Source organism: Pseudoalteromonas sp. S2721, assembly GCF_005887425.1.
Lineage (GTDB): Bacteria > Pseudomonadota > Gammaproteobacteria > Enterobacterales > Alteromonadaceae > Pseudoalteromonas > Pseudoalteromonas simplex.
Map to the genome: position 1 here is coordinate 1 of NZ_PNCZ01000132.1, position 273 is coordinate 273.

The window sequence follows — 273 nt, forward strand, 5'->3', positions numbered from 1 at the left end:
AAGATGAGCGCGGTTGGCTTTCTTGCGCGCTAACCAATTACCGTTGATCTCTTCTGGTTTACCGTAGGTGTCAGGAGAAGGTGGAACGGCATACATTTGGGCGGTTTGAATAAAGTTAACGCCTTTATCTAACGCATAGGGGATTTGTTCATCGGCATCGGCTTTGTTGTTTTGCATACCCCATGTGATGCTACCTAAGCAACCACGAGATACATCAATACCACTTCTCCCAAGTCGGCTATAAAGCATAATACATCCTAGTTAATCGCTACT

1 protein-coding gene is annotated in these 273 nt (G+C 45.1%); it reads right to left on the reverse strand.

Features of this window, described 5'->3' with window-relative positions:
• Positions 1-249 (reverse strand): aldo/keto reductase (locus tag CWC02_RS20555; protein ID WP_171043885.1); only part of this gene is annotated, 249 nt, incomplete at its 3' end.
• Between the last annotated feature and the right edge of the window lie 24 nt (positions 250-273).